General features: G+C 65.6%; 26 protein-coding genes. 6 read left to right on the forward strand and 20 right to left on the reverse strand.

Annotated features, from left to right (window positions below):
• Nucleotides 1–296 precede the first annotated feature (296 nt).
• The 3 genes from AC1RQF_RS14355 to AC1RQF_RS14365 all read left to right on the forward strand — a co-directional run bounded on the left by AC1RQF_RS14355 (nucleotide 297) and on the right by AC1RQF_RS14365 (nucleotide 3,737).
• Nucleotides 297–920 carry a glutathione S-transferase family protein gene (locus tag AC1RQF_RS14355; protein ID WP_273997162.1) on the forward strand — a complete coding sequence of 208 codons (624 nt, stop codon included), beginning with the start codon at nucleotides 297–299 and terminating at the stop codon, nucleotides 918–920.
• A 52-nt stretch (nucleotides 921–972) separates the two neighbouring features.
• Complete coding sequence (locus AC1RQF_RS14360) at nucleotides 973–1,788, forward strand: PhzF family phenazine biosynthesis protein (protein WP_492872300.1); 816 nt, start codon at nucleotides 973–975, stop codon at nucleotides 1,786–1,788.
• Between the two features lie 407 nt (nucleotides 1,789–2,195).
• A complete protein-coding gene (locus AC1RQF_RS14365) occupies nucleotides 2,196–3,737 on the forward strand; it encodes a class I tRNA ligase family protein (RefSeq protein WP_273997160.1) in 1,542 nt (513 codons plus the stop codon).
• 98 nt (nucleotides 3,738–3,835) lie between these two features.
• Here AC1RQF_RS14365 and AC1RQF_RS14370 read toward each other — a convergent pair whose 3' ends face one another.
• The 5 genes from AC1RQF_RS14370 to AC1RQF_RS14390 form a co-directional block, all read right to left on the reverse strand.
• Entirely contained in the window at nucleotides 3,836–4,717 is an 882-nt protein-coding gene (locus tag AC1RQF_RS14370) for a DUF5672 family protein (RefSeq protein WP_492872301.1), read from the reverse strand.
• A 244-nt stretch (nucleotides 4,718–4,961) separates the two neighbouring features.
• Nucleotides 4,962–5,426 carry a signal peptide protein gene (locus AC1RQF_RS14375; protein WP_492872302.1) on the reverse strand — a complete coding sequence of 155 codons (465 nt, stop codon included), beginning with the start codon at nucleotides 5,424–5,426 and terminating at the stop codon, nucleotides 4,962–4,964.
• Between the two features lie 74 nt (nucleotides 5,427–5,500).
• On the reverse strand, nucleotides 5,501–6,712 hold the full coding sequence (locus AC1RQF_RS14380; protein WP_273997157.1) for a patatin-like phospholipase family protein: 1,212 nt from the start codon (nucleotides 6,710–6,712) through the stop codon (nucleotides 5,501–5,503).
• On the reverse strand, nucleotides 6,709–7,494 hold the full coding sequence (locus tag AC1RQF_RS14385) for a 3-hydroxybutyrate dehydrogenase (protein ID WP_492872303.1): 786 nt from the start codon (nucleotides 7,492–7,494) through the stop codon (nucleotides 6,709–6,711). The genes AC1RQF_RS14380 and AC1RQF_RS14385 overlap by 4 nt, the downstream gene beginning before the upstream one ends.
• A gap of 43 nt (nucleotides 7,495–7,537) precedes the next feature.
• Nucleotides 7,538–8,278, reverse strand: coding sequence for an acetoacetate decarboxylase (locus tag AC1RQF_RS14390; RefSeq protein WP_492872304.1), 741 nt, complete (start codon nucleotides 8,276–8,278; stop codon nucleotides 7,538–7,540).
• 456 nt (nucleotides 8,279–8,734) lie between these two features.
• On the opposite strand from AC1RQF_RS14390, the gene AC1RQF_RS14395 reads away from it, so the two are divergent.
• A complete protein-coding gene (locus AC1RQF_RS14395; protein ID WP_273997155.1) occupies nucleotides 8,735–9,319 on the forward strand; it encodes a phosphatase PAP2 family protein in 585 nt (194 codons plus the stop codon).
• A gap of 25 nt (nucleotides 9,320–9,344) precedes the next feature.
• On the opposite strand, the gene AC1RQF_RS14400 is transcribed toward AC1RQF_RS14395, so the two are convergent.
• The 7 genes from AC1RQF_RS14400 to AC1RQF_RS14430 all read right to left on the reverse strand — a co-directional run bounded on the left by AC1RQF_RS14400 (nucleotide 9,345) and on the right by AC1RQF_RS14430 (nucleotide 15,517).
• The gene (locus tag AC1RQF_RS14400; RefSeq protein ID WP_273997154.1) at nucleotides 9,345–9,584 is read right to left on the reverse strand and encodes a hypothetical protein; all 240 of its coding nucleotides are present in this window, start codon (nucleotides 9,582–9,584) and stop codon (nucleotides 9,345–9,347) included.
• Nucleotides 9,585–9,596: 12 nt separating this feature from the next.
• Nucleotides 9,597–9,893 (reverse strand): hypothetical protein, encoded by a 297-nt coding sequence (locus AC1RQF_RS14405; protein WP_273997153.1) that lies wholly within the window; start codon nucleotides 9,891–9,893, stop codon nucleotides 9,597–9,599.
• 127 nt (nucleotides 9,894–10,020) lie between these two features.
• Nucleotides 10,021–10,839: a siderophore-interacting protein gene (locus tag AC1RQF_RS14410; RefSeq protein WP_492872305.1), complete on the reverse strand. Its 819-nt coding sequence runs from the start codon at nucleotides 10,837–10,839 to the stop codon at nucleotides 10,021–10,023.
• A 35-nt stretch (nucleotides 10,840–10,874) separates the two neighbouring features.
• Nucleotides 10,875–11,570 (reverse strand): PadR family transcriptional regulator, encoded by a 696-nt coding sequence (locus AC1RQF_RS14415; protein ID WP_492872306.1) that lies wholly within the window; start codon nucleotides 11,568–11,570, stop codon nucleotides 10,875–10,877.
• Between the two features lie 711 nt (nucleotides 11,571–12,281).
• The gene (locus AC1RQF_RS14420; RefSeq protein ID WP_492872307.1) at nucleotides 12,282–13,466 is read right to left on the reverse strand and encodes a porin; all 1,185 of its coding nucleotides are present in this window, start codon (nucleotides 13,464–13,466) and stop codon (nucleotides 12,282–12,284) included.
• 53 nt (nucleotides 13,467–13,519) lie between these two features.
• Nucleotides 13,520–14,302, reverse strand: a complete 783-nt coding sequence (locus AC1RQF_RS14425) for an ABC transporter substrate-binding protein (protein ID WP_492872308.1) — start codon at nucleotides 14,300–14,302, stop codon at nucleotides 13,520–13,522.
• An 81-nt stretch (nucleotides 14,303–14,383) separates the two neighbouring features.
• Nucleotides 14,384–15,517, reverse strand: coding sequence for a M20 aminoacylase family protein (locus tag AC1RQF_RS14430; protein ID WP_273998280.1), 1,134 nt, complete (start codon nucleotides 15,515–15,517; stop codon nucleotides 14,384–14,386).
• 184 nt (nucleotides 15,518–15,701) lie between these two features.
• Between AC1RQF_RS14430 and AC1RQF_RS14435 the strand changes: the two genes are divergently transcribed.
• Nucleotides 15,702–16,661 carry a LysR substrate-binding domain-containing protein gene (locus AC1RQF_RS14435; protein WP_273997149.1) on the forward strand — a complete coding sequence of 320 codons (960 nt, stop codon included), beginning with the start codon at nucleotides 15,702–15,704 and terminating at the stop codon, nucleotides 16,659–16,661.
• A gap of 75 nt (nucleotides 16,662–16,736) precedes the next feature.
• Here the strand turns inward: AC1RQF_RS14435 and AC1RQF_RS14440 are convergent, their stop codons facing one another.
• From AC1RQF_RS14440 to AC1RQF_RS14470, 7 genes are all read right to left on the reverse strand, one after another.
• Nucleotides 16,737–17,459 (reverse strand): HAD family hydrolase, encoded by a 723-nt coding sequence (locus AC1RQF_RS14440; protein WP_273997148.1) that lies wholly within the window; start codon nucleotides 17,457–17,459, stop codon nucleotides 16,737–16,739.
• A complete protein-coding gene (locus AC1RQF_RS14445; protein ID WP_273997147.1) occupies nucleotides 17,450–17,929 on the reverse strand; it encodes a YbaK/prolyl-tRNA synthetase associated domain-containing protein in 480 nt (159 codons plus the stop codon). The genes AC1RQF_RS14440 and AC1RQF_RS14445 overlap by 10 nt, the downstream gene beginning before the upstream one ends.
• On the reverse strand, nucleotides 17,926–18,897 hold the full coding sequence (locus AC1RQF_RS14450; RefSeq protein WP_492872309.1) for a threo-3-hydroxy-L-aspartate ammonia-lyase: 972 nt from the start codon (nucleotides 18,895–18,897) through the stop codon (nucleotides 17,926–17,928). The genes AC1RQF_RS14445 and AC1RQF_RS14450 overlap by 4 nt, the downstream gene beginning before the upstream one ends.
• Entirely contained in the window at nucleotides 18,894–19,892 is a 999-nt protein-coding gene (locus tag AC1RQF_RS14455) for an ornithine cyclodeaminase family protein (RefSeq protein WP_273997145.1), read from the reverse strand. The genes AC1RQF_RS14450 and AC1RQF_RS14455 overlap by 4 nt, the downstream gene beginning before the upstream one ends.
• Before the next feature lie 92 nt (nucleotides 19,893–19,984).
• Complete coding sequence (locus tag AC1RQF_RS14460) at nucleotides 19,985–21,298, reverse strand: dicarboxylate/amino acid:cation symporter (RefSeq protein WP_273997144.1); 1,314 nt, start codon at nucleotides 21,296–21,298, stop codon at nucleotides 19,985–19,987.
• Between the two features lie 29 nt (nucleotides 21,299–21,327).
• Nucleotides 21,328–21,738, reverse strand: a complete 411-nt coding sequence (locus AC1RQF_RS14465; protein WP_492872310.1) for a RidA family protein — start codon at nucleotides 21,736–21,738, stop codon at nucleotides 21,328–21,330.
• Nucleotides 21,739–21,835: 97 nt separating this feature from the next.
• Nucleotides 21,836–22,948: an asparaginase gene (locus AC1RQF_RS14470; protein ID WP_492872311.1), complete on the reverse strand. Its 1,113-nt coding sequence runs from the start codon at nucleotides 22,946–22,948 to the stop codon at nucleotides 21,836–21,838.
• A 179-nt stretch (nucleotides 22,949–23,127) separates the two neighbouring features.
• On the opposite strand from AC1RQF_RS14470, the gene AC1RQF_RS14475 reads away from it, so the two are divergent.
• A complete protein-coding gene (locus AC1RQF_RS14475) occupies nucleotides 23,128–23,760 on the forward strand; it encodes a helix-turn-helix transcriptional regulator (protein WP_273998279.1) in 633 nt (210 codons plus the stop codon).
• Between the two features lie 136 nt (nucleotides 23,761–23,896).
• Here the strand turns inward: AC1RQF_RS14475 and AC1RQF_RS14480 are convergent, their stop codons facing one another.
• Entirely contained in the window at nucleotides 23,897–24,526 is a 630-nt protein-coding gene (locus AC1RQF_RS14480) for a TetR/AcrR family transcriptional regulator (protein ID WP_273997141.1), read from the reverse strand.
• Nucleotides 24,527–24,534: the final 8 nt, after the last annotated feature.

Genomic DNA, 24,534 nt, shown 5'->3' on the forward strand with positions numbered 1-24,534 from the left:
GCGCAAGAGGCGCAAGAGGCGCAAGAGGCGCAAGAGGCGCAAGAGGCGCAAGAGGCGCAAGAGGCGCAAGAGGCGCAAGAGGCGCAAGGCGCAAACGTATTCCTGGGTCCACGGACGGCGCGCGAACCCTCGGCGAATTCAACCGCGATCGCTCGAAAGGTGAGTGTTTTCGGGAGCTGTGCGCGGAGCCGCGCGCCGCGTCGAAGTGCACCGGCCCGCGCGTCCCGAACTGTCTCTATACGGGCCTGTGCACGTCCTCTAGAATCGATCGCTCCTCTTCCAACGGGTGAGCCGACATGCTGAAGATTCTCGGTAAGGCGCCGTCCATCAACGTCCGCAAAGTGCTGTGGACCTGCGCCGAATTGCAACTCGCGTTCGAACACGAAGACTGGGGCGCGGGCTTTCGGCCCACGCAGACGCCTGAGTTCCTCGAACTGAATCCGAACGGGCTCGTGCCCGTGATCCAGGACGACGATTTCGTGCTGTGGGAATCGCATGCGATCGTTCGCTATCTGGTTACCGTCTATGGCGGCGAGCACCTGTATCCGGTCGAGCCGCATGCGCGGGCGCGCGTCGACCAGTGGCTCGACTGGCAGGCGACCGTGCTGAATCCTGCATGGAGCTATGCGTTTCTCGGCCTGATCCGCAAGCAGCCGACACACCAGGATCCCGAGCAGATCCGCGCCTCGTGCGTGAACTGGACGCGTCGCATGGAGCTTCTCGATGCGCAGCTCGAGGCGACCGGTGCGTTCGTCGCGGGCGGCGCGTTCACCTTGGCCGATATTTCGATCGGGCTGTCGGTGAATCGCTGGTTCGGCACGCCGTTCGACAAGCCGGACCTGCCGGCGGTCTCCGCGTATTTCGACAGCCTTGCCGAGCGGCCCGGTTTCGCCGAATACTGCAGTAACGGTTTGCCTTGAGCCGTCGCGCGGCGTCCTGCTTGCGTCCCTTTCCTCGACACTGAGTCCGGGCATGGCTTTCGAACACCTGCGCGCGCCGTCGGCCGGCGTACCGATCTATCAGGTCGATGCTTTCGCGAGCCGGCGTTTCGCCGGCAATCCCGCCGCCGTGATGCTGCTGGAACGCTTTCCGGACGACGCGACGATGCAGGCGCTCGCCGCCGAGAACAATCTCGCGGAGACCGCATTCGTCGTGCCGGAAGGCGGCGACTACCGGTTGCGCTGGTTTACGCCGGCGGTCGAAGTGCCGCTGTGCGGACACGCGACGCTCGCGAGCGCGGCCGTCGTGATGGAGCGCGTCGAGCCGGGACGCACGCGCGTCGTGTTCCATTCGCGGAGCGGGCCGTTGACGGTCGAGCGGCGCGGAGACGCCTACGTCATGAACTTCCCGGTTCGCGACGCGCAGGTCTGCGCGTCGCCGCCCGGGCTCGTCGCTGCGTTGGGTGTCGAGCCGGTCGAGGTATGCGTCAACGCGTTCAGCTATCTCGCTCGCCTGCCGGATGCCCGGGCGGTGCGCGAGCTGACGCCGCACATGAGCGCACTGGCCGCGCTCGACCGCAGCGGCGTGATCGTCACGGCCGAAGGCGATGCGGGCTACGATTTCGTGAGCCGTTACTTTGCGCCGGCGAAGGGCGTGCCGGAAGATCCGGTGACGGGCAGCGTGCACTGCATGCTCGCGCCGTACTGGGCGGCGCGGTTCGGCAAGACGGCATTCCGCGCCTATCAGGCGTCGGCGCGCGGCGGCGAGATACGTTGCCGGCTGCTCGGCGAACGGATCGAGCTGGAAGGCGCGTGCGTGTTTTTCCTGGAAGGACGCGCGACGTTCTAACGGATAGGCGTCCGTCCTTTTTCCCGGACGCGGCACATGCATGCCGTTCGTTCGCGAGGCACGACGGTGAGTCGATTGCGTGCGCAACGCTCACGTTGGCGGTGCGGCTGCCATGAAGGGTGAGATTTGTCGGGAGCGTGTCGCCGATGCGCCGGGATCCGGTCGCCGGGCTACCGCTTCACACACCTCGCCGCTGGACACGCGCTGCGTTACCTGTCACGATGAATCGCACGCGGTCACGGCCGCCGGTTCGCCACCTGATTCAATCCACTCATTCATGCAAGCCACTCAAGTCTTCTTCCGTTCGATGCGTATGCCCCTGGCAGGTTATCCACCCGGGCGCTGAGGGCTTTTTGCTTGTAAAAAAGGGACGCCGCGGGCGTCCCTTTTTCATTTCCGGAGAGGCCATGACGGTTCGATACATCACCACGCCGATTTACTACGTCAACGACCGGCCCCATCTCGGCCATGCCTATGCGAGCGTGCACGCCGACATCATGGCCCGCTACCTGCGCGCGGCCGGGCACGCGGTGATCTCGCTCACGGGCGCCGACGAGCACGGCGAGAAGATCGCGCGCGCCGCGCAGCAGGCGAACGAGATGCCGCGTGCGTTCGCCGAGCGTCACGCGCGTTCGTTCGAGGACGCATGGCGGCGGCTGGCCGTCGAGCCGGACCGGTTCGTCCGCACCACCGCGCCCGCGCACGCCGAGGTGGTGTCCGCGTGCCTCGCGCGGCTGCACGAGGCCGGCGACATCTATCTGGCGGAGTATGAAGGCCTCTATTCGGTCGGCCAGGAGCGTTTCGTCACCGACAAGGAACTGGTGGACGGCAAGCTGCCCGAGGACAAGGAGCCGCCCGTGCCGCGGCGCGAGCCCAACTATTTCTTCCGGATGGAGCGGCATCGCGACTGGATGCGCGCGCTGCTGCGCGACGAGCCGGACCTGATCCAGCCCGCGCAGTACCGCAACGAAGTGCTGAAGCTGCTGGCGGAGCCGATCGGCGATCTGAGCATCTCGCGACCCGTCGAGCGTCTCGCGTGGGGGATTCCGATTCCGTGGGACGCCGGGCATGTGACCTACGTCTGGTTCGATGCGCTGCTCAGCTACGTGTCGTCGCTCGGCTATCCGGACCATCCCGATTTCGCCGCGTACTGGCCGACCGTGCGGCATGTGATCGGCAAGGACATCCTGCGCACGCACACGCTGTTCTGGCTGAGCATGCTGCACGCGCTCGGCATCGCGCCCTATCGGCGCCTGCATGTGTCGGGCCATCTGCTCGGCGCGGACGGCCGCAAGATGAGCAAGTCGCTCGGCAACGGCGTCGATCCGCTCGAAGCGGCGGACACCTACGGCGTCGATGCGTTGCGCTACACGCTGGTCCGCGAGGTGAGCTTCGGCTTCGACGGGATCATCAGCCATGCGGTCCTCGCGCGGCGCCTGAGCGGGGAGTTGGCCGACGATCTCGGCAATCTCGTCTCGCGCACGCTGTCGATGGTGGCGAAGTATCGCGGCGGCCGGGTGCCCGCGCCGCATGGCTACGATGCGGAGGAGGCGGCGCTGATCGCGCGCGCCGACGCACTGCCCGCGCATGTGCTCGCGCTCGTCGACGACATGCGGCTCGGGCGCGCGGTCGAGCAGGTCATGGCGCTCGTGCAGGAACTCAATGCCTATGTCGCGCATCGCGCGCCGTGGGTGCTGGCGAGGCAGGCGGACGCCGACGCATCCGCGCGGCTCGATACGGTGCTGTACTTGGTGGTCGAAGGGCTGGGGCGCGTCGCGGGCCTGCTGCATCCGGTGATGCCGGGCAAGATGACCACGCTGTGCGAATGGCTGGGACTGGCGGCGCCGCCGCGTTGGGAGGCGCGCTGGGGCGAGGGCGTCGCGCCGGGCAATCGGGTACGGGAGGGCGTGTTGTTCCCGAAGCGAGAAGCCGGCACGCGCGGCGGGTAGTCGGCCGCCGCCGCGTGCGTCACAGGCGCTGGGGCCGCACGAGCCGTGCGACTTGCCTGCACGGCGTGCGGCCCCCGGCTTCGGTTCGACGCGCGCTGTTACTCAAGACGAGCGCTGTCGCCAGATATGTTCGCTGTCTTTTCGCAGATGTCGATATACGTCAAGGCGACGTCGCCGGGGAGGCCCATATTCACCATGTTTTGCTTGAGCTGTTGCGGGCTCCAGAGACGACGATAGCGTTCGTACATTGTCTTCACGCAGGGGAATTTCCGCAGCTCGCAGTAGACCATCAGCAACTGCATGACCATGGTCGATGTGAAGGTCCGCTCGTTCAGCGTGCGGACGATGTCCATCAACGCCTCGTCGTCGACGTGTCGCCACATGTTGTACGCGGCATGAAAGCCGAATGTCGGCGCTGTGGGCCGGGTATGTTCATAGGAAAAGCGGGCCGCGACCTCTGCAGGCGCAAATCGAATGCCATACTCGGTCTCCAGGAACGGCCGGTATGCCCGGCAGATCAAATCATCCTCGTTCATGCCGGGAATAAGCTCAACTCGCGGATCGGCAAGCGCCTGCAGTAATTTCGCCGAGCGCAAGGAAAATCCGCCGTTGCCCACATTCATGCCGTCCTGGTGGAACGGCCAGCATGCCCCGATGTAGTCGTACGTGAGGAACGCATGGCTCCATGCGGCCGCGTTCACCACATAGCCGTCCCACTGAACGACCAGCACCCAAGGCGTGGTCACATGACTCGCGAGATCCTTGACCATGAAAGCAGAATATTCCGCCCCCGACTGCAGGCGGGGAATCAGTACCGTGCGTGCGCTGCTCGGCACGGCTTCGTGGCTGAACAGGATCGCGTCGGCGAACGCGCATTGCGCAGCCGAGATGTCCAGCGCGCGGGCGGCGAGCGCCGGATGGACCGAGTCGGCTGCGCATAGTGTCACTTGGGGCAGTTCCAAGTCCGGATGACGATTCATCGATGCAGGCTGTCGTGAGTATCTGCGATGAGGGCACGTTCCGGACTATCGTACGTTAGGCGAAGGGCACTGTCACGCTGAAGGGACGACAGCGAGGGCGACGTGACGAGGGCGACGTGACGAGGGCGCGACCGCTCTTTCTGGCCGGTGCTTTCTTTCGGTCATTACATCGGGCACAAGAAGGGGGCTGTTCCCCAGGCGGGCCGGTGCGCGCCGCGCGCCGGGGGCGGCTGCGGCGCGCCTTTCACAGGCGCTGGGTCTGCGCGAGCGACAGCACGCGCGCCCAGCGCTGCGCATCGCGCTTGCTGCGCATCGGCAGCGTCCACGCGGCGCGTTGCGGGTCGCGCACCTTGACGATCAGGCACCACGCGTCGTTGGCGGCTTCGGCCGCGCAGCCGGTCAGCTCGGTCAGCGTGTAGAGCCCTTCCTTGCCGTCCTGCGACAGCGACAGCAGGCCCTTGGTCGCCGACAGCCGCAGCGTGGCCCCGGCGTGCCGGAATTCATGGGTCCAGCCGTCCTGCTTCGTATTGGGCGCGATGTCGCGCCGCCGGCGCAGCCACCACGACACCAGCGCGACGAGCGCCGCCGCCGCGATGACGGCCGCACCGATCGCGATCGGCTCGCCGAAGTGCGCGGCGATCGACTGGAAGGCATAGACGGCGCCCCAGACGAGGGCGGCGAGCACGATGAAGACGATGAGGATCGGCATGGCGATGCGAGGGCGGGGAATGAGACGTCGGAAACAACCGGCGCGCGGGTGCGCACCGGCTTGATGCGGCGCGCTCAGCGCATGCGGTGGATATCGTGCGTGACGAAGCCCGCGTCGTTGTCGGGCAGCGCGAGCCCGTCCTTGACCGACAGCGTGCGCCGGATGTCGGTGAGCCCGGCGCTCCAGTGGTCGCGCATCGTGGACAAGCCGAACTGGTAGTCCTTGTAGTGCTGCTCGTAGGCCTTCTGCTCATAAATCAGGTGCTGCACGTTGTAGCGCTTGCTGCATGACAGCACCTCGGCCTGCTGGCACCACGGATCGCTCTTGCGCTGCGCTTCCGGCACCTGGTCGAGCACGCGGCGCAGCACGTTGCGAAAGCGCTGTTCGCGTTGCAGGGTGTCGGTGACGAAGCGCGTGCGGCTCGAGTACTGGACGTCCTTGGTGCGTTCGGTGACGTCGTTCATCGATTCCGGCAGCGGCCCGCGCGCGCTCCACAGGTCGACCTGGAACGCGAGCGTGTCACGTCGCGGCGACGCGCGCAGCACTTCCATGAGCGGCGTGTTCGAGACGATGCCGCCGTCCCAGTAGAACTCGCCGTCGATCTCCACCGGCGGGAACGCGGGCGGCAGCGCGCCCGAGGCCATGAAATGCTCGGGCCGCAGGGTCGTCTTCGTGTTGTCGAAGTAGATGAAGTTGCCGGTGCCGACGTTCACGGCGCCTACCGACACCCGCGTTTCGCCCGAGTTGATGCGGTCGAAATCACACAGCTTGAGCAGCGTCGCGCGCAGCGCGGAGGTGTCGTAGTAGCTGACCTTCCCGGGCGGTTGGGTGGCGCCCGGGAGCGGCGGCGGGAAGCGCGGCACGAAGAAGCCGCGCTGGCCCTGCATCACCGCGCTGGCCGCCTGGCTCGCCGTGAAGAAGGTGCGCACCGAATCGTGACTGTTGAACAGCGCGAACTCGAACGCGGCCGGCAGCGCGGGGAAGAACGCGGGCTGGCAGATCGTTTCCCAGAATTCGCGCAGGCGCTCAACGCGCCGTTCCGGCGGATTGCCGGCGATCAGCGCGGTGTTGAGCGCGCCGATCGAGATGCCGGCGATCCAGTTGAGCGGAACGCCTGCTTCATGCAGGCCCTCGAACACCCCCGCCTGGTAGGCACCGAGCGCGCCGCCGCCTTGCAGCACGAGCGCGATCGTCTCGTACGGCAACACGTGAGGCGGCGTGATGCTGGTCTCGTGCAGGTCGGCTGGATCGACCGCCTGCTTTTCGGTTCTGGCGTGCGGCTTCATTGCATGAACCATCCGTGACTGACGATGAACGACTGGCCGGTCAGCGCGGCGCTCGGGAACGCGGACAGGAACAGCACCGTCTGCGCGACGTCCTCGACCGTGGTGAACACGCCGTCCACCGTGTTGCCGAGCATCACCTTCTTGATCACGTCGTCTTCGCTGATGCCGAGTTCCTTCGCCTGCTCCGGAATCTGCTTGTCGACGAGCGGCGTGCGCACGAAGCCCGGACACACCACGTGCGAGCGCACGTTGTGCTTCGCGCCTTCCTTGGCCAGCACGCGCGCGAGGCCCAGCAAGCCGTGCTTCGCCGTCACATAGGCCGACTTCAGCGGCGACGCCTCGTGCGAGTGCACCGAGCCCATGTAGATCACCACGCCGCCGCGATCGTCCTTGTACATGTACTTGAGCGCCGCCTTGGTCGTCAGGAACGCGCCGTCGACGTGGATCGCCTGCATCTTCTTCCAGTCCGAGAACGCATAGTTCTCGATCGGATTCACGATCTGGATGCCCGCGTTCGACACCAGGATGTCGATCGTGCCGAAGGCCGCCGCCACCTTGTCGATCCCGCTGTTGACCGCTTCCTCGCTGGTCACGTCCATCGCGACGCCGATCGCCTTGCCGCCCGCCTGCTTGATCTGTTCCGCCACCGCGTTCGCGCCGTCCTGGTTCAGGTCCGCGATCGCCACCGCCGCGCCCGCCTTCGCCAGTTCCAGCGCGATCTCCTTGCCGATCCCGCTCGCCGCGCCCGTCACGACCGCCGTTTTGCCATTCAGATTGCTCATGATCGAATTCCCAGTAAGAAGTGAAAGGAAGAAAACGCGTGCGTCACTGCGCGAGGTAATCGTAGACGACTTCGCCGAGGTCGAGCGTCAGGTCGGCGATCAGGTGCCGGGCCTCGACGATTTCGAGCACCGGCAGCTCCGCGACCGGCGCGAGCGCATGCGGCGCGAGTTGCAGCGATGCCGGGCCGGTCCAGGCGCCCTTCATCTTGATGTCCTGCAGGTAGTAGCGCACGAGTTCGCATACCCGCGCCGAGCCGTCGACGTGGGGGATGATCTTCAGCAGGAAATTCGCGCCGGCGAGGCGCTTCGTCTGCTCGGCGTTGTCCAGCTCGCGGTGCTTGTAGCCCATCGTGCCGGTCGCAACCCGCACCGGGCCATAGTTGAGCGTGCCGATCAGCGTGTCGATGTGGGTTTCGAGCGTCGGTTGCGCGAGCTTCTTCGGGAAGCCCCACAGCTCGCGGCCGCCCGCGATCGGCGGGTGATCGTTCAGGTACATCGCGAGCGTGTAGCCGCCGGGCTGACCGTTGAATTCGACCGGGATCACCTGGCCGCTCTCGGTGTAGTCGCCGAAGCCGGTCGAATCCGGCATGCGGATGAATTCGTAATGCACGAGCGGCTCGACCACCTTCAGCGGCTCCGGAACGATCTCGCGCAGCCGGTCCATGTCGGTGCGATACGTGATGATCAGGAACTCCCGATTGACGAAGCGATAAGGGCCCATCGGGAATGCTGGGCTGGTAAGAGGCATCGCAAATGCTTTCGACCGGACCTGGCTGGGATTCATGCGGACTCCTTGTTGATCGCTTCGTGGATGAGAGGTGTCGATATCGTATGCTTCTGTGTATCGATTGTGCGATGCCGCAAATGGAAAAGATTATTGCGTCTTTCGAGATATCGAGCGAACGAGTATTGATAATCTTGAGACAAGTCTGATGGATTCTTGCCTAAGCTTGCATGGTGGCGCTGCTCGCCGTACATCAGGCTTTCAGAAGGTGAGCATTTCCGGGATGCAAGGTGAGAGCTTACGGGATATCGGGCGTCGATGGGGTGGGTCGGCCTCGATAAGGACGGTTGAACTTCTGCGCTGCACACGTGTTCAAACCCCGGCGTCGTTATAATCCGGCGCTTTCTTTCAATTCGTGGCGCACCGGATTCCGGCGTCTCTTCCGGTGTACGCGTCCGGCATCATCGCGCGCATCGATTGATTCGGTTCGTGCGCTTTGTCCCCCGTTTCGATTCCATGCAGAATTTCAATCTCATCGTCTTCACCGCGCTCAACGCCGGTTCCACCCCCCATCCCGCCGTCGTTCATCTCGCCGTGTTCTGTGCGCGGTGGCTCGTCTATGTCGTACCGCTGTTGCTGGCCCTGACCTGGGCGCTCGGCGCGCAGCACGCGACGCGTCGTCAGGCGATCGAGGCGGCTCTCGCCGCATGCGCGGCGCTCGCGCTCGCGCAGGTGATCTCGACGTTCTGGTATTCGCCCCGGCCGTTCGTCGCGGGCGTCGGCGCGCAGCTGATCCCGCATGCGCCGGACGGCTCGTTTCCGAGCAATCACATGACCTTCGTGTGGAGCATCACGGCGGGCCTGCTGCTCGCGCGCACGACGCGCGCGGCCGGGGCGGCGCTGATCGGCGTCGCGCTCGCGGTGGCGTGGGGTCGCATCTATGCAGGCGTGCACTGGCCGCTCGACATGGTGGGCGGCGTGCTGGTGGGCACCGCGGGCGCGCTGGCCGTGCACCTTTACGGGCGCGGGCTGACCGCGCTGTGCGATCGGATCGGCGAGGCATTGCACGCGCGGCTGTTCGGCCGCCTGCGCGCGCGCTGAGGCAGGACGCTGTGCGGCGGCGCGCTCAGCTGGACGGGCCCGCTTGAGCAGGGGCGGCCGATCCGGCGGCGGGCGTGCCGCCATGCAGTTCGGTGCCGTCGTCCATCACGGGTCGCGCGGTTTGCCGATCGAGCGCGCTGTCGGCGAGGATCGCGCACATCGCGACGAACAGCGCGAGCGCGATGGCGGCCAGGCCGCAGTAGCCGGCGATCCTGAGACGACGCAGCAGAACCGCGGAGGGCGCGCGACGCGGGTTCGTGTTCATGGCGGCGCGCGCTCAGTGAAGCCGGCGTGCGAAGCGGGCGCGCGCGAGGCCGGCGGCGATCGTCAAGCAGGCGCCGCCCGCGCTGCCGGCGCCGACGTCGCCGAGCAGCGCGCCGAGATCGAAGCCGCCTGCCGCCTGGGCGGAGGCGCCCAGCGCCGACTTGATGAGTTCCCCGCCGAGGCCGCCGCCGACGAGGCCCGCGAGCGTGTTGCCGAGCGGACCGAGGCCATACTTCTCGGCCAGCGCGCCCGCGACGTTGCCGCCCGTCGCGCCGCTTGCCAGCTGAATGATCAGGTTGAGCGCTTGCATGGTGGCCTCCCCGACACCGGAACGGCGTGCCCGTTTGCGCGCCGGGGCTGCGCAGTGCGCGCGCTTCGGCGTTTGAACAGGTATAGGCGATGCACCGGGTAGATGCAACCGCGCAACCTGCGCGGGATCAGTCGTCGAGCGTTTCGTGGACCGCGGCCGCGCCGCGCTTCCAGTAGGCGGCCGCGCGGATGCGGCTCTTGTCGACGCCGCGCTCGCCGCACAGATGCTGGCGCACGGCGCGCATCGCGGCGGCCTCGCCGGCCGCCCACACGTAGCCGTCGCCGGACGGCAGCGGCAGATCGCGGAGCGCGTGCAGCAGCGCGCTGTCGCCGCCGGCGGCTTCCGTGTCGCGGTGACGCCAGATCAGATGCAGCTCGGCGGCGCTGCGGAATTCGACCTGCGCCGAGAAATCCGCGACTTCCAGCACGGCCGCGACGCGCGTGCCCGCGGGCAATTCCTCCAGGCGGCGCGCGATCGCGGGCAAGGCGGTGTCGTCGCCGATCAGCAGATGCCAGTCGAAATCATTCGGGATGACGAACGAGCCGCGCGGGCCGCCGATGCCGAGCGTCTGGCCGATGCGCGCCTGCGCCGCCCAGGTGGAGGCGGGGCCGGGATGGTGCAGCACGAACTCGAGATCCAGCTCGCGCGCGGCGCGATCGTAGCGGCGCGGCGTGAAGTCGCGCGCGACGGGCTTCGGCTGGCCCTCCGGAAACACGGGGCCGTCGGGCCCGAGCGTCGGCATGTGCGGAGCGTCCTGCCCCGGTGCGGGGAAGAACACCTTGACGTGGTCGTCGAACGACGCCGATTCGAAATCGTCGAGATCGGGGCCGGTCAGCGTGACGCGCAACAGATGCGGCGTGACGGGCGTGATCAGCTTGACGTGCAGCAGGCGGAACTTGAGCGGATGGCGGACGCGGATCACCGCGCGCTCGGCTTGGTTTTGCATGTATCGGTTCTCCAGGGTGCGGCTGGGTGGACTGCTCAGGCTGCGGAGCCGCTTTCGATCTCGGTGGCGGCGCGCAGCAGGATGGCGGCGATGCGGCGTTGTTCGTCCGCGCTTGCGCCGGCCTTGTGCAGCAGCGCGCGCTTGAGCGCGAGGCGGGCCTCGACGAAATCCTTCAGCCAGCCGCGCGTGTCGTCGCCGGCCTCGGCGCCTTCGCCCGCGAATGCGCGCCGCATGAATTCCATCTTGAGTCCGAAGTGGGTAAGCTTCGCGAACAGCAGCTCGACTTGCTCGCGCTGCGAGGCGAGGTGCTCGCGGCCGGCGTCGGCGAGCGCATAGCGCTTGCGGTTGCCTTCGACTTCCACGGTCACGTAGCCGACTTCCTCCAGGTACGTGAGCGCCGGGTACACCATGCCGGGGCTGGGCGCATAGAAGCCGCTCGAACGGGTGTCAAGCGCCTTGATCAGCTCGTAGCCATGACTCGGCTGCTCGGCGAGCAGGGCGAGAAGGAGCAGCTGCAGGTCGTCGGACGTGAACTGGCGGCCGCGCGGCAGGCCTTCGTCATCGCCGCCGAAACCGCCTCCTCCGAACGGGCCGAAGCCGCGCCGGCCGCCGCCGCCACCGCCCCGATGGCGGCCGATCGCTTGCCAGAACAGTTCGGCCATCGGATGACGGCCCCAGCCGTCGTCGTGGCGGCCGTGATGTGCGTGGGAATGAGGGTGACGGTGACGCATGGCAGAACTCCATTGTGTCGGAAGATGTATCGAAAGATATATATCGAAAGATACGAAGTCAAATGGGAAATTGAGGGTGGGATGAGGGGCGGGAGGGGGCGGGTTGCTGCGGGCTCTTGATGAAAGGGGGTTTTCGCACCTATCGAATGGGGGGGCGATAGGTACGCCCGATGCGGGGGCCATTTTCCCGGGCCGTGGCGCATGCGGGCAGAAGTCGTCGCGCTGCTCGACCGCCCTCGGACGAGGACATCCCCGTCCACGAGAAAGTTCGACTACGCCCTCGACGGCAAGGTCGCACCGACCGTGCAGCGTTGCGCGGCAAGCGGCTGTTCGACGATCCCGCGCGCGGTGACTGTGCGTCCTGTCATATCGACTCGTCGGGCGTGAACGGTGGGCACCTGCTGCTGGCTGACATCGCGCTTTACTGCGATGGAATGCGTTATCGACCGAGTCTGTCGGGAAGCTGAAGGGTCAACTCGTTTTCGGTCGAAGTCTGCCGGTTCTGACGCCGGCCGTCGGCAACGGCTAACGTGGCTAACGCAACTATCTGGACAGCATCATCCGACATGGATGGCATGCATCGAGATCGATGAGCATCGACTCCCGGATCGACCGGTTTCGCGGTCCGGCGGCGAGGACCGGATAGTAGGCATCGGCAGTTGAAGCGGCCGCTTGCCCGGCGGCCGTCATTGCGGTCAGAACCGGCAACCGTCAGAACCGGTGCCGAATCCCCGCATGCACCATCACCTGCTTCGCATTCGACGACAGATCGGCCGCGCCGGGGATATAGGCCTGATCGAGCGACGAGCCGGTCGCGTCGCCGGCAATCCGCTGGTAGGCGCCCATCAGATAGACATCCGTGCGCTTCGATAAGTTGTAGTCGGCCATCAAGCCGATCGAATGGATCTTCGGCTTCGCGGTGCCTGTCGTCGCGTCGTAGCGCACCATCGTGTACACGTACTGCGCGCCGACGAAAAATGCCGGCGTGAACTGGTACTTGCCGTTCACCTCGACGTTCTGGTACTTGATCGACGTCACCGTGCCGCCCACGAGCGGCCCCGTGACGGGTTCGATCGTCTCGTCGCCGAACAAGTAGCCGACGTTCGCGGTCGGTCGCGTGACGTTGCTGTTCGTGTACGCGAACCCGATCGTCGCGGGCCCGGCCGTGTAGTTGACGCCGGCGCCGAAGATTCTCAGCCGCGCCGACACGAAGTTCGCATCGGCGCCGACCGAACCGGAGCCCGCGATTGCGCCGCCGGATGTCGCGCCCGGATTGTCCGCATTCAGGAACGCCGCGCCGACCAGCAAGCCGCCCTGCTCGTACTGCGCGCCGACGCTCCACTGGCGATTGGTCGCGAACCCGGTGTCGTTGCTGAAACTGTACGTGCCGCCGAACGAGAAGCCGGAAAAATCAGGGCTCGCGTACTTGACCGTATTGTTTGTGCGGAACGTGTTTCCCGTATTGTCGTTGTCGAGCGGGTGCGCGAACGGATAGACGCCCCAACTGCCGTTGGCGGTCGTCGGTGCGAGATAATCGACGACCGAATCGTACTGCCGCCCGAGCGTCAGCGTGCCATAACGCGCGCTGCCCAGCCCCACATACGCTTGCCGCCCGAACATGCGCCCACCCTGTGCCAGCGTGCCGGTGTTCACGTTGAAGCCATTTTCGATCTGGAACACGGCGTTATAGCCGCCGCCGAGATCTTCGGTCCCCTTCAGCCCCCAGCGGCTGCCCTGCGCGAAGCCGCTCGCCATCTGCCATGCGCCGCGGCCCCCGACGTTGTTCGTATAGTCGATGCCGGCGTCGACGAGGCCGTAGAGCGTCACGCTTCCCTGCGCGAACGCGGGCGCGGCGCACAGCGCCGGGATGGCGGTGAGAAATGATCTCCAGTTCATTCGCTTTCCTTATTTGTATCGTCGGGCCTGCGTGCATGCCAGGAGCGAGACGGTTACTTCGCGCCGTAGATGTCGAAGGCGAAGTACTTTCGATTGATCTTCTGATACGTGCCGTTCGCCAGGATCGTCGCCAGCGCGCGGTTGAACGCGTCGCGCAGGTCGTTGTCCTGCTTGCGCAGACCGAGGCCGTCTCCCTGTCCGAAATACTTCACGTCGTCGATCGGCGCGCCGACGAACATATAGTCCTTGCCCTGCGGCTTTTTCAGAAAGCCGTCGCTGGCCGCGATCGACGCCTGGAACGCGGCGTCGAGCCGTCCCGACATGAGATCGGCATAGACCTGATCCTGGTTCTGGTACGACACGAGCTGTACGCCGGCCGGCTGCCAGTTCGCAATCGCGTAATCGGCTTGCGCGGAACCCTGCTCGACGCCGACGCGCTTGCCTTTCAGCGAATCGGCCGTCGGCAGCAACGGCGAGCCCTTGCGCGCGATCAGCCGGGCCGGCGCGTTCGAGATGCGGTTGGTGAAGGCGATCTGCTGCATCCGCTTCGGCGTGATCGTCATCGACGACGCGATCACGTCGAACTTGCGCGCGAGCAGCCCCGGGATCATCCCGTCGAAGCTCGACTCGACCCACACGCAACGGGCATGCAGTTCCGCGCACAACGCGTTCGTGATGTCGATCCCGAATCCCGTCAACGTGCCGTCGGGCAGCTTGTATTCAAGTGGCGGGTAGGTCGGATCGACCCCGAGGCGGATCTCCTTGCCCGTCCAGTCACCGGCGTGGGCCGCTCCTGCCGCCAGTACGATCGTGAGTGCTGCCGTCCACTGCTTCATTGCCCGTCTCCTCGTGTGAATCGTGAATCGTGAATCGAGATGGCCCGGCGCGTCGGGCGCCGGTTATTCGCGCGTGCCGCATCACGCGAGATACCGCTCCGCCAGCGCGACCCAGTAGCTCGCGCCCGTCGCGAGGCATGTATCGTTGAAGTCGTAGCCGGGGTGGTGCAGCCCGCATCCGGTCGCGCCGTCGTCGTTGCCGACCCCGTTGCCGATCGACAGGTAGCTGCCGGGGCACACGTCGAGCATGAACGCGAAATCCTCGCTCGCGGCGATGGGCCGCAAATGCGGAATCAACGCCGCGTCGCCTCCCCATTCACGGGCCACGTCGCGCGCGAACGCCGTTTCCGCCGCGTGATTGACGAGCACCGGATAGCCGTGTCGATAGTCGATCTCGGCCGTGGCGCCGTAACTCGCGGCCTGCCCGTGCACGATCGCGCGAATGCGCCGCTCGAGCAGCGCACGCACGTCCGATGACAGTGCGCGCACGCTGAGCGCGAGTTCCGCATGCGGCGGAATCACGTTCGAAGCCGTGCCCGCGTGAATCGAGCCGGCCGAGACGATTGCCAGGTCCTGCGGATTCACGTTGCGCGACACGACCGTCTGCAACGCCATCACGATCGACGCGCACACGACCACCGGATCGATCGTCATGTGCGGCGCGGCGCCGTGCCCGCCTTGTCCGATCACGCGCACGAGCACCTCGTCGGCCGATGCCATCGCCGGGCCGTCGCAGAAACCGAGCACGCCGGCCGGCAGGCCGGGCACGTTGTGCATCGCGAATACCGCATCGCACGGAAATCGCGCGAACAGCCCGTCGTCGATCATCCGCTTCGCGCCGCCGAGCCCTTCTTCGGCCGGCTGGAAAATCAGGTTCAACGTGCCGTCGAAGTGCGCGCGTCCGGCAAGGCAGCAGGCGGCCGCAAGCAACATCGCCGTATGGCCGTCGTGGCCGCATGCGTGCATCACGCCATCGCGCCGGCTGGCATGCGGCAACCCGGTCGTCTCCTGGATCGGCAGCGCGTCCATGTCGGCGCGCAACCCGAGCCGCTTCCCGGGGCCGCGCGTCAGCGTGCCGACCACGCCCGTGCCGCCGAGCCCGCGCGTGACCTGATACCCCCACGTTGTCAGGCAGCCGGCAACGAGGTCGCTCGTCGTGTGTTCCTCGAAGCCGAGTTCCGGATGCGCGTGGAGCCGGTGGCGCAGTGCAATCATCTCCGCCTCGATGGCCGCTATTTCCGGCAGGATAGGTTTCTGGTCCAACCCCGATTCTCCTTTGCACGCTTCGGTCGCCGATCGCCCTCATGACCGATCGTGGCCGCATCGTATGCAGCGAAAATCGCGTCGAACAGCCGCGCTTTCGTTATGATGACAACCTTTGGTTGTCGGGTATTACGCCATGAGCACCATGAAGCTGCATCAGTTGCAGGCACTCGTCGCGAGCGCGGAGGCGGGCAGCATCCGCGGTGCGGCACGCGCACTGGGGCTGTCGCAGGCGGCCGTCACGCGGGCGCTGCGCGAGCTGGAAGCGAGCGAACGCCTGCCGCTGCTCGTGCGCGCGCCGGAAGGCATCGGCTTCACCGAATATGGCAAGACACTGCTCACGCACGCGAAGCTCGTGTTGAAGCAACTCGAACACGCGCAGAGCGATCTCGAACGGATGCGCGGCCGCATCGAGGGCCGACTGAGCATCGGCGTCACGCCGTGGCTCACGGTGACGTTCCTTGCCGAGGCGGTGTTGCGGTTTCGCGAACGCATGCCCGACGTGCGCCTCGAACTCTACGAAGCGCTGATGGCCGTCGCACAGCCGCTCCTGCGCGACGGCAGCATGGATTTCGCGCTCGGACATGTGCAGCCCGGCGGCACGCAGGAATTCGCCTTCGAGCCGATGCTGCGCTACGAGACGTCGGTCATGGTGCGCGCCGGCCATCCGCTCGAACGCGCGCGGTCGATCCATGACTTGCTCGACAACGACTGGGTGCTGAATTTCGCGGCCGACGGGCAGGCCGCGCTCGTCGACTACCTGTTCACGCGTCACGGCGCGCGGATCGACGAACGGCGCATCGTTCGCGCGCAGTCGGTCGCGATGTTGCAGACGATGCTCGAACAGGCCGGCATGTGCACGTGGTGCCCGACGATTCTCGCGGCCGTGCCGCCGTTCGGCGAACGGATGCGCGCGGTGCCGTTGCAGGAGACGTTCGAGCCGCGCGACCTCGGAATCGTCATGCGCCGCAGCAGCACGTTGAGCGACGCCGCGCGCTGTTTCATCGAGTGCCTGCTGCAGGTGATCCGCCGGCATGCGCGATCCGCACGCAAGGAGGACCTTGCACTGTTTCGCACGCTGACGCTGCGGGTGTAGCCGCCGTCGAACGTCGAGCATGTGGCGCATTCGACACACGCACTCAATCGATCGGCTGCGTTCAGCCTCCGGGGTTCAGCGCGGCGAGAGAGGGCCCTTCAAGGCTCGACACAGCGTCGACAAGCTCCGGATCGTCGAATACGGACGCGCGGTCTGGCGGGGTGCGGCTTTCGCCTCGGACCCGCCTTCGCGAACAATCCAGGCTGCCTGGAGGCCGGCATTCAGCGCGCCTAGAACGTCGAGGTCAAAGTCATCGCCGACATGCAGCACCGTGTCGGGCTGCACGCCGGCCCGCCTGGCCGCTTCCAGAAAGATGCGGGGATCGGGTTTCGCGCAACCGAAGGTATCGGCAGCCAAATGGATTCGGAAGAATTCGTCGCAACCGGTCAGCTTCAAGTCGGCATTGCCGTTCGTCACCGCCGCGAGGGGGAATCGGGCGCCCAGCCAGGTCAACGCCGGCCGGACGTCCTCATGGAATTCGACCTTCTGCCGCGCCGCATAGAAGATCCGGTATGCGTCCTCGGCAAGCGCGACGTCCTCGTTCGCCAGTTCCAGGACGAGCCGGATCGAGCCCAGGCGTAAAGCCCGGTAGTTGCCCGCCAGGTCCGGATGCAAGCGCGCGTGTTGATCCCGAAGCGTTCCAAGCGTCCGCCCGCTTCGCAGCACGGCAGCTGTTCCCGGAGCGTGCTCGAGCAGCCAGGCGTGGAGGGCGATTTCCGCACGCTCGACCGCGAGCCTGAAGGACCAGAGCGTGTCGTCCAGATCGAACGAGATGGCCGATACCTTGCCTAGGCGCATAGCGATCGCAGGAGTGGTTTGGCGATCCGCACGTAGTCGGCCGAATCGAGCACCATCGAGCGGTCGAGCCGACCGGCATTGAAGGCGATCTCGTCGAAACGTTCGACCAGTTCGGGGTCGACGATCAGCGTGATGGCCGGCGAGAACGTGAAAGGCGGGATGGCGCCGATGACGCAGCCCGTCTCCCGTTGCGCTTCTTCAGGCGACGCAAGCGTCGCCTTCTTGATCCCCGCGGCGGCGGCCACCCGCTTGAAGTCGAGTTTCCTGTCGCCCGGCAGGATCGCAAGGACCAGCGTGCCGTCGTCGTCCCTGCTCCTGCAGAGCATCGCTTTCGCCCCCTGCCCCGGCGCCGTGCCGCGCACGGCGGCGACCTGATCGGACCGCCCCTCCGCGGGATGCGCGATGACGCGGAACCGGGCCGCTTCGTCTTCGAGCAAGGCAACCAGCGTGTCGAACACCGTGGCCGTCATGCCTGCGCCGCCAACGCGCAGAAACGCGCAAGGTCGATGTTGCCGCCGCTGACCAGCACGCCGACGCGTTTCCCCTTGAGCGCGTCTTTCGCATTCAAGGCAGCCGCGAGCCCCAGGCACCCGGTCGGCTCCACGATCATCTTCATGTAGGCGGCGAAGAACTTCATGGCGTTCACCAGATCGGCATCCGACGCCGTCAGGATGTCATTCACATCGCGTTTGATGATCTCGAACGTGTAGTTTCCGAGATGCTGGGTCTGCGCGCCGTCCGCGATCGTGTTCGGCGTCTCGATATGAACGATTTCGCCGCTCCGGAACGATCGCTGACCGTCGTTGCCGGCCTCCGGCTCGACGCCGTACACGATACAGTGCGGCGCCAAGGCACGGGTCGATAGCGCGCTGCCCGACAGCAGGCCACCGCCGCCCAACGGCACGAACAGGTTGTCGAGCGGGCCCACCTCCTCGAAGAGTTCCTTCGCGGCCGTACCCTGTCCCGACAGGATGTCCGGGTGATCGTAGGGCGGAATCAGCGTGAGGCTGTTTTCGTCCGCGAGACGCCGGCCGATCGCTTCGCGATCCTCGGTGTAGCGGTCGTACACGACCACCTGCGCCCCGTATCCCTTCGTCGCCGCCACTTTCGTCGCGGGCGCATCATGCGGCATCACGATCGTCGCGGGAATGCCGAGAATTTTCGCGGACAGGGCGACTCCCTGGGCATGGTTGCCCGATGAGAACGCAACCACGCCGGCTTTGCGCTGCTCGGGCGAAAATCGCGCGAGCGCATTGAACGCGCCGCGAAACTTGAACGCACCCATGCGTTGGAAGTTCTCGCACTTGAAGAACACTTGCGCGCCCATGATTTCGTTCAGCATGCGCGAGGTCTGAACCGGGGTGCGATGCGCCACGCCGGCGATCCGCGAAGCAGCCGCCTCGACGTCGGCGTAGGTGGGAAGCGCGAAAGTCGTCATGTCGGACTCGAAAGGGAGGAGGTTGACCAAGGCCATGCGATGGACGTTCCGAGATGGTTGTCCTTGGCATGCTCGTACAGAAAGCGCGCAACCGTGAGGTCCTGCAACGCCAGGCCCGTCATATCGAACACGGTGATGTCGCGCGCGGACCGCTCGAAGGCACGCGTGCCGGCAAGGAGGTCGCCGATTTCCGTGCACGGCAGCGACGGCGCCCACTGGCATTCGCCGATGCTGCGCGCCTGAACTTCATCGTCGACGAAAATCCGCGCACGCTCCAGCACGCCATCGGGCAATTCGCGCTTGCCGGCCGTGTCGGCGCCGACGCAGGTGAGATGTGTGCCCGGCTGGACCGCATCGGCCTGGAACAGCGCGCCGTTGCCCGGCGTCGCGGTGATCACGATATCGCTGGCCGCAACGGCATCGTTCCGGTCTTGCGCGACGCCGATGGCGCACCGGTCCTGGAAAGCGGCCTCGAAGGCCGGCTCGGGCTCGCCGGTCGCGCTCACGTAGTGCACCGTGCAGCGGTGCCGCAGGCCTTCCAGGGCGTAGCGAAGCTGAACCCTTGCCTGAACGCCGGTGCCGAAAATGCAGATCCGCGTACTCTCCGGTCGCGCGAACCGTTGCAGCCCCAAGCCTCCCGCCGCGCCCGTGCGCGCGGTGGTGATCGCGTTGCCGTCCATGATGCAGAGCGGCCGCCCCGTCGCGGGATCGAACAGCACGACGGTCGCCTGGTGAGGTTCACCGCCGGCGTTCCGGTTGCCGGGCCAGAAGCCGGCCGCCTTGAAGCCGAGCAGAGCCTGGCTCGCCACTTCGCCGGACTTGATGCCGAATACGCCGCCCGTATGCAACTTCTCGCGCACGACAGGGAAGACTCGGCCGGTTCGCCGACTGTGAAGGGTGAATGCTTCGCGAACCGCCGCCGTGACCTGCTCCGCCTGCAAGGCAGGTTCCACAACATCACGGTCGAGAAGGAGAAGCGTTGCGTCTGTCGGCATGATCGTGGGTGTTTCCGGTCGGATGACTTGGATTATAAATTATTTCCATAAATAGACGAAGTGTACAAATCGATGAACCGAACGCCGCCGGATCAGGAGGACCGAACGCTCCCGTAATCGGGGGCGGATTCAGTACTTGTGTCCGGCGGCGCGGGAGCGTGTTCGTGCGTCCCGGCCGGCGACAATTCGCCCTCCCACTTGGCCACCACGACACTGGCGATGCTGTTGCCCAGGACGTTGGTGGCCGTGCGGCCCATGTCAAGCAGTTGATCGATGCCCATCACCAGCAGCAAGCCCGCTTCCGGCAGGTGGAACATCGGCAGGATCGCGGCCACCACGACCAGCGAGCCTCGCGGAACCGCGGCCATGCCCTTGCTGCTGATCATCAGGATGAGGAGCATCGTGAGCTGCGTGCCGATGGGCATGTGAACGCCGAACGCCTGGGCGATGAAAATCGCCGCGAATGCCTGATAGACCATCGAGCCGTCGAGATTGAACGAGTAGCCAAGCGGCAGCACGAAGCCGACAAGACGCCGATGCACGCCGAACTCGGTCAGCTTTTCCGTCAGGACGGGAAAAGCCGCCTCGCTGCTGGCGGTGGAGAACGCAATCATCATCGGTTCGCGAATCTTCCTGATCAGTTCAGGCATGCGACGGCCCAAGGCGGCATGGCCGGCGAAATAGAGCACCGTCCACAAGGCGAACAATGCGACGTAGAACCAGCCGATGAGCCTGCCGTAGGTGACGATGACGCCCAGGCCCTGCACGGTCACGACACCCGCGATGGCGGAAAGGATGCCGAGCGGCGCGAACGCCATCACGGCGTTCGTCGCACGCAGCATCGTCTCCATCAGCCCGTCGACGGCACGCTTCAGGACCACGCCCGATTCTCCCGGAACCTTTCCCAGCGCGATGCCGAAAAACAGCGAGAACACCAGGATCTGCATGATCTGGTTGCTCGCCATCGCTTCGACCATGCTGCTCGGGACGATGTGCGTCAGGAAGTCCTTTGCGTTGAGCGCGCTCGTTTGCAGATGGGTCGACGCATCCGCGGGTGGCAGCGGCAGGTTGAGGCTGGAACCGGGTTTCGCGATGTTGACGAACAGCAGGCCGATGCCGAGCGACACGAGGGAGGCCGCGATGAACCAGCCAAGCGCCTTCGCGCCAATCCGTCCGATCGATTTTCCGCTGTCCATGCCGGCAATGCCGGAGACGAGCGTCGCGAAGACCAGCGGCGCGATGATCATCTTGACCATGTGCAGGAAAATCGTCGTCACCACGCCGAAGTCGGCGGCAATTGCCTTGGCGGCGGCTTCGTCCGCGGCATATTGATGGCAGGCATAGCCGATGGCGATGCCGAGGATCATGCCGAGCAGAATCCAATGGGCCAGCTTCCACTTTTTCATGATGGTGCCTCCTTCGATCCTTTGCTGTCTCAACGGGCCGACGCCAAGGCGACGGCTTCCACTTCGATGGCCGCGCCGTAGTGCAGGGAGGCGGATTCCGCCACCGCCCGAGCGGGCCGGTGGGAGCCGATCCAATCGGCATAGAGCCCGTTGAAAGCGGGCCAGTGCGCGATGTCGGACACGAAGACCCGAACCTGAACCAGATCGTCACGCGTGACGCGAGCGGCTTTCAAGGCCGCATCGACGTTGCGCAGCACCTGCTTCGCCTGCGTGTCGAAGGGCGCGTCGCTCAGCGGCCGGCCCGTGGCGTCGATCGGCAATTGACCGGAGACGAATACCCAGCCGTTCGCGATGCAAACGTGCGAGTAGTGCCCGGCTGGCGGCGTCATGTCGGGGGCATTGACACACGCAATGGCGAAAGTTCGGGGCTGGATGGACATGCGTTGACTCCTGTGCGACGGCGTTTGATCGGGGAGAGGCGGCAACCGCGGAAAGCACCTGCGATGGTCGGCAGGCGATCCGCTCACGAGACGGGATTCAGTACGTCGACTCGAAAGCGCGCTGGATCTGGTCCGGCGAGGTCACGCCGTTGGCGATGAGCAACTGAGCGAGAACGCGCGACTTCTGAGGGTTCAGGTCATGGGAAACGACGAAGCCGCGCTTGTCGTCGGGCACCTCGACGTTCCGATTGACGAAGCCGCTGCGGACACGCGTGGAACGGATCACGACGATGCCTTTACGCGCGGCCGATTCCATCGCGTCCAACGCGGCCCTCGACGCGTTTCCATCCCCGACGCCCGCGAGCACGATGCCCTTTGCGTCGTGCCGGACAGCATCCTGGATCTGCGTCGCGTCCATGTCCGCGTGCGCATACACGATGTCTACCCGGGGCAGCCCGCCGCTTGGCAGTCCAAATGCTTTCCTGTGAACGGTCGGCGCGGGAGAGAGGTAGCGGATCGAGGCGGGGTCGACATAACCGAGCGGGCCGGCGTTCGGATTCCGGAACGTCTGTACCGACGTCGTGTTGGTCTTGGTCGCCCAACGCGGGCTGTTGATCGTGTCGTTCATCACCATCAGCACGCCGCGGTCGGCGGATTGCGGGCTGGCGGCGACTTCCACCGCTTCGTACAGATTCATCGGGCCGTCGGCGCTCGCCGCTTCCGCCGGGCGCATGGAACCCACGAGAACGACCGGCGTGCCGGTGGAGAGGACGCGATCGAGGAAGAAGCCGGTTTCTTCCATCGTGTCCGTGCCGTGCGTAATCACGATGCCGTCGGCCTCGTTCCGGTCGACGGCCTGCTTGATGCGGTTCGCGAGCCGATACCAGATCGCGCTGTTCATGTCCTGCGAGCCGATGTTCGAAATCTGTTCCGCCTGGATGGACGCGATCTTGCCAAGACCGGGGACGCTCGCGACGAGCTGATCGCCGCGAATGCCGCCGGCGTTGTAGCCGATCGCCGAGCGCGGATCAGACGTGCTTGCGATCGTGCCGCCCGTCGCCAGCACGAGAATCCTCGGCAGGCCGCGCGGTGAATTCGCGCCGGGCTGCTGTGCGCCGGCCGCTGTCGCGACGGCCCCGATCGTCAGCGTCAAAAGCGCCGTACGAAGCCCTCGCGTCAAGACGTCCCGGCGTAGATGTTGCTTGTGCATGGCAGATCTCCTGGTATCGATTCGGGGACCGAGCGCGGTATGCGAGAAAGTCGTGGGCCGACGCAAGATCTGGATGCATTGTCCATATTTAGACATTAAGTAAAAATAAGGGATTGCGCGAATTTCCCCTCGTGCGCCGAGGGGCTATACAATGTGACGATATCTAGATGAATCGTCCAATGGCCAAGAGAAAACTCACCCGCGAGCAGCAGACAATCCTCGAACAGGTCGAGCACATCGCAGCGGGATTGGGCGAAACGCTCGCCCCATTCACGGAGGTGGTGGTTCACGACCTCCTTCATCCGAAAAACGCGATCCTCGCGATACATAACAACCTGTCCGGACGCCAGGTCGGCGATCCCGCGACCGAACTCGGCCTCGCGCGGATCGCCGATGCCGAGTATCCGCAGGTTCTGGCCAATTACGCCAATCGTTTCGCGGATGGCCGGCAGGCCAAGAGCACGTCGATCGGCATCAAGGATTCGGATGGGCACTACATTGCCGCGCTCTGTCTGAACGTCGACGTGACGCTGTTTCGCAGCATCGCCAGCATGCTGGAACAGTTTTCCGCGCTCGGGAGCGACGGGGCCAAGGAATCGCTTGACCCATCGAGCGCGGAGTCCCTGCGCGAACGGATCGATCGATTCGCGGTCGGGCTCGCGACGACACCCCAGGCGCTGCGCACCGACCAACGCAGGGCGCTGATGCAAGCGCTCAGGGATGAGGGCTACCTCGATCTGCGACGGTCGATGGAGACAGTCGCGCAACACCTGGGTGTATCGCGAGCGACTGTCTACAACGACGCGAAGTAAGAAAAATGCCGCATGTCGCGGCATTTTTTTGGAGCATGCTTGCCGACCACGGCATCGAGGCGGATCCCGGGCAGCCGCGTTGGCGCATCAGCATCTGTATTGCGATCCGTGTATTGGCGTAGTCAGCCAGGGCCCGTCAATAGAGCGACGACACCGCGTCGATCGAATGCCATGCAGCGGCGGCGAGGGCTTCACGGTACTTCGCGGGCGACGTCCGGACACGTTTGGCCAGCCAGGCGCGGCAATAGCTTTCCGACTGTCCGACGAGCAGGGACAACAGCAACTCGAGCGGGCATGTCGTGAACGCTTCCCGCCGGCCGGGCTGATGAAACCAGACGAGCATCGTCTTGTTCCGTTCCTTGCTCCGGCTCGCCAATTCGGCGCCGTAAGGACCTTGAGACAGGAACGTGTGCGCCCGGAATTTGAACCGGGCCAGTTCCGGTTCGGCCACGACCCAGTCGACATAGGCAAAGACGATCGCCTGAATCCCCTCCTGCACTGAATTTGCCTGCCCCAGATAGCGCGCTGTCAGATCGGACAGATCGTCTTGTCCGCAATGGAACAGGGCGGCAACGATGCCATCCTTATTCGTGAAGTGGTGATAGATCGCCCCCACGCTGGTCTCGCATCGATCCTTGATGACCTCGATCGTGGTGGTGTCGATGCCCTGGGTGTTGAAGCAATCGAGCGCGGTCGCAAGAATCTCGCGTTTGAGCTGCGCGCGTCGCCCGGGATAGTGGCGCTCGAGAACGGTCTGAACGGACAAGCTGGCTC

Source organism: Burkholderia sp. GW821-FHT14F03 (assembly GCF_058803765.1).